This is a genomic window from Pseudomonas fluorescens, assembly GCF_000967965.1.
Classification (GTDB): Bacteria; Pseudomonadota; Gammaproteobacteria; order Pseudomonadales; family Pseudomonadaceae; genus Aquipseudomonas; species Aquipseudomonas grandcourensis.
Genome location: NZ_LACC01000037.1, coordinates 38,785 through 42,218, shown reverse-complemented (window position 1 = coordinate 42,218; position 3,434 = coordinate 38,785). Strand labels below are relative to the sequence as shown.

Sequence of the window (3,434 nt, the reverse complement as noted above, 5' to 3'; positions counted from 1 at the left end):
TCGCCGTAAGGGCGAAACCATAAGCCGCCGTTACCAAAAAACCGGATATGTACTCAATCACCCAAGAACCTGGTCGGCCCAAAGGCCGCCAAGGTCAAAGAAGATCAACCTACCCCAACAACCCCCTCCCCATGCATCTGCCGCAACAACCCCAGACCACCCTCGAAAAACGCCGAAGAGCCAACCTGCCCCGCCTCCACCGCCAATCCTTGCAACTGCTCACGCCCGGTCAACTCGGGAAACTCACCAACACGCAGCAACAACCGCCACGCCAACGGACTCAGTTCAGAAAACCTCACACTCCAGTCCTCGGCGCGACGCACCAGCAACAACGTCGGCTGAGCAGGCGCCACATCAGGCTGGTAATCCTGCCCCACCCGCTGCACCGGCCAGGCGTAAGCCAATGGCCAGGCCAGCGGCGACACCTGCAAGCGCCGATCCAGCAGCAGCGCGTCATCACCGCCAACCAGAGGCTCAGCGTCAGACTGTTGCAGCGCCATTTCCACCCACTCGTAATGCGCCAGCTCCACCATGAACGGCGGCCACGGCCCATCGCTCAACTCCAGAGATTCAGAGGCGAGAAACTCGACAAACTCCTGAGCAATCTCACCAAATTTCGGCGTGCGGGCGCGGTAGTCCCGCAGAAAGATCCGCACCAGCGACCGCCAGCGTTCATTGCCCAGAATCTTCACCAGCACCGGAAAGGTGCCACTGAGCAACGACGACAGGTTGGCAAACACCAGGTCGCGATAAACCTGCGCCCGAGCGGGGTCCATTTCGCTGGGTGGCGCGTTGTGCTCAGGGTCGCGCAGGTACAGGCCCATGGCAGTTTGTTGATGCAAAAGACTCGACTTACCCACGGTTTACGCCCTCCTGTTGCAGACGGCGAATGGTCTGCAATTCCGCCACCAGTTCAGTGAATGCCGGAAAGTTGAAATCCCGCTCCAGCAAGGTCGGCTGCGCACCGAACCGGGCATAAGCCTGGGCCAGCAACGACCACACCGCTGGTTTGACCGAAGCGCCATGGGTGTCGATCTTCAAGGAATCGGACTCGTCGAAGTGCCCGGCAATGTGCATCGCCACCACCCGGCCCGAATCGATGCCCGCCAGAAACACCTGCGGATCGAAGCCGTGGTTGATCGAATTGACGTAGACGTTATTGACGTCCAGCAACAGGTCGCAATCGGCCTCGCGCAACACCGCATTGGTGAACGTCACCTCGTCCATGTCCTGTTGAGGCGCGGCGTAATAAGAGACGTTTTCCACCGCCAGGCGCCGACCAAGAATGTCCTGGGCCTGACGAATACGCGCAACGACGTGGTACACCGCTTCTTCAGTGAACGGCAGTGGCAACAGGTCATACAGGTGGCCGTCATCGCTGCAATAGCTCAGATGCTCGCTGTACAGCGGCACGTTGTAGTGATCAAGAAAACCCCGGACTTCCTGCAAAAAACCGACGTCCAGCGGCGACGGCCCGCCCAGGGACAGGGACAGGCCATGACAGGACAATGGATAGCGTTCAGCCAGGGCGCGCAATGCCGCACCATGGGCGCCGCCAATGCCGATCCAGTTTTCCGGCGCGACTTCCAGAAAGTCGAAATCGCCTGCCGGTGCGGCCTGGAGGTCTTTCATTAAACCGCGACGCAGGCTCAGGCCGACGCTGGCCTTCGCTACAGGAATGACGGGGGTTTGCATGAAGTCGATCTCGGACGGTGGCTGGGGAGCGGGCACCGAATGGATGCCCGCCGTCAGACACAGTTAATCGAAGCGGTGTATCGGGCCTGTGTTCACTTGTGCCGGAAAATGCCAGCGTGTGTATCGCCAGCAAGTCCATACACACTGTGATACAGACCCGCCGCTGGCTGTCAGGCCAAGTCGTATTTCTCACGCACCAGATGGCCGATGCCCATGCGATCGAGCACATTCATCGGGCACAGGAACGTCACACGCACAGTGCCCGGCAGGCGACTGATGTCGATCGATCCGGTGATGGTGGCGCGGTTGAGGACTTCGTCATAAGGCAGGCCGGTAACGGAAGCGGCGCGTTGCAGGCCGTTTTCCACCGCCAGGTTGAGGTTCTCGCCGCTGCCGATGAAGGTGATCGGCCCACTCTGTTCGATCTCGTGCTGGCCCCAACGCTCACCCAGCTCACGGACTCTTGCCCGTTGTTCGGCGTTCATTGGCCGGGCCATCGGCGGCAAGTCATCGAGATTTTGCAACAGGATCGGCCCTTCCAGAGTCAGGTTCTTCACCACTTGCACCACCACTTCGGTTTCCCCGGAACAATCGGTGGCGTGCCCGGCGATTTCGCCGTTGCCCTGTTGGGCATGCATGTCGCCCATGTACACCCCGGCACCGGGAACTTTAACCGGGCAAATCAGCACGCAGCCTTCGCGAATCGAGTTGGTGTCCATGTGGCCGTCGGTTTTCGCCGCGTGCAGTTCTTCGCGGGTCATGCCGAAACGGTGCGGTGCATTGATCAGGTACTGGCCGAAGTCGGCGCAGTTGTGGGAATCGGGCAAGTCCCGGGATGGCAGGGTGCCGATGTTGCCGAGAAACGGCCGCATGTGAGCCGCAACACCTGGAATGTCGGCACGGGCCAGGGACAGGATCGAATGCTGGGCGGCGAATTCCGGCAGCGCCGACATTTCTGATGCGTTACCTGCCAGTCGATTGGCGATGTCCTGATTGACCGTCAGGCTGACCTGGTTCTGCGCATCGAACACAATCACATAGCCGTGGCTGAAACGAAACGCGCTGACCTCGGCACCACAATGGTTGCAGCGAATGGCCTCGGCGCCGATGCCTTCGACATGGCTGGCGGGATGATCGGTGCCGCACATGGAGCAGAATTTAGAAACGAACGGATCGCCGTTGTACCGCCCCTCAACAAAGCTCATCACTCCGGATGAAGTCGCCAGCGACGTCACACGCATGCTTTTGATCTTGATGGCCACGGCATCACCGATTTGCGCCCCGGCGATCGCCACCGGTCGCGTCACTTCATGCCCGCCCTCGAAGGCGGGCGTGATCATCGGTCCCCAACAGCCCGGTGGCGTACCGGTGATCAGCGTACCGCCGTCGACCAACGGCCCGAGCATCGGCTGGCTCGGGCCAATGATGCCGTTGGTGTAGTGATCGACCCGCAGTCGATCCACGGGTGTGACGTTGGGATCGGGTTGAGACACAAGCGTTGTCATGGAAGTCCCCTTGACCGCATCAGGCGCGGAACAGAGTCGAGCGTACGGCCGCCGGTTGCGACGGCCAGGGAAGGAGTCTTGGCCGCCACGGTTTAACGGCGCCAAAACGGCCTTCACAGTTCATCGCAGGTTTGTATCGGTTCTGTGTTCGGCTGGGGTCTGAAGTTGCGCGGGACTGTATCGAAAGGCCGGTGAGATACAGTGAGATACATCACGCCTCCCTGTGGGAGCGAG

Annotated in this window: 3 protein-coding genes; all 3 read right to left on the bottom strand. The window is 60.5% G+C overall.

All coding sequences use genetic code 11. The annotated features are described in order from the left end of the window. Window positions 1-104: 104 nt before the first annotated feature. The 3 genes from VC35_RS25140 to VC35_RS25130 all read right to left on the bottom strand — a co-directional run bounded on the left by VC35_RS25140 (window position 105) and on the right by VC35_RS25130 (window position 3,200). Entirely contained in the window at window positions 105-860 is a 756-nt protein-coding gene (locus VC35_RS25140) for an HvfC family RiPP maturation protein (RefSeq protein WP_046043274.1), read from the bottom strand. Continuing rightward, window positions 853-1,695 (bottom strand): HvfB family MNIO-type RiPP peptide maturase, encoded by an 843-nt coding sequence (locus VC35_RS25135; RefSeq protein WP_046043272.1) that lies wholly within the window; start codon window positions 1,693-1,695, stop codon window positions 853-855. Before VC35_RS25135 ends, VC35_RS25140 begins: the two co-directional genes overlap by 8 nt. 170 nt (window positions 1,696-1,865) lie before the next feature. Further along, a complete protein-coding gene (locus VC35_RS25130) occupies window positions 1,866-3,200 on the bottom strand; it encodes an acetamidase/formamidase family protein (RefSeq protein WP_046043271.1) in 1,335 nt (444 codons plus the stop codon). Window positions 3,201-3,434: the final 234 nt, after the last annotated feature.

Coding starts and splice junctions, on each gene's coding strand:
- VC35_RS25135 (WP_046043272.1), bottom strand. CDS start 1,695: ATGCAAACCCCCGTCATTCCTGTAGCGAAGGCCAGCGTCGGCCTGAGC.
- VC35_RS25130 (WP_046043271.1), bottom strand. CDS start 3,200: ATGACAACGCTTGTGTCTCAACCCGATCCCAACGTCACACCCGTGGAT.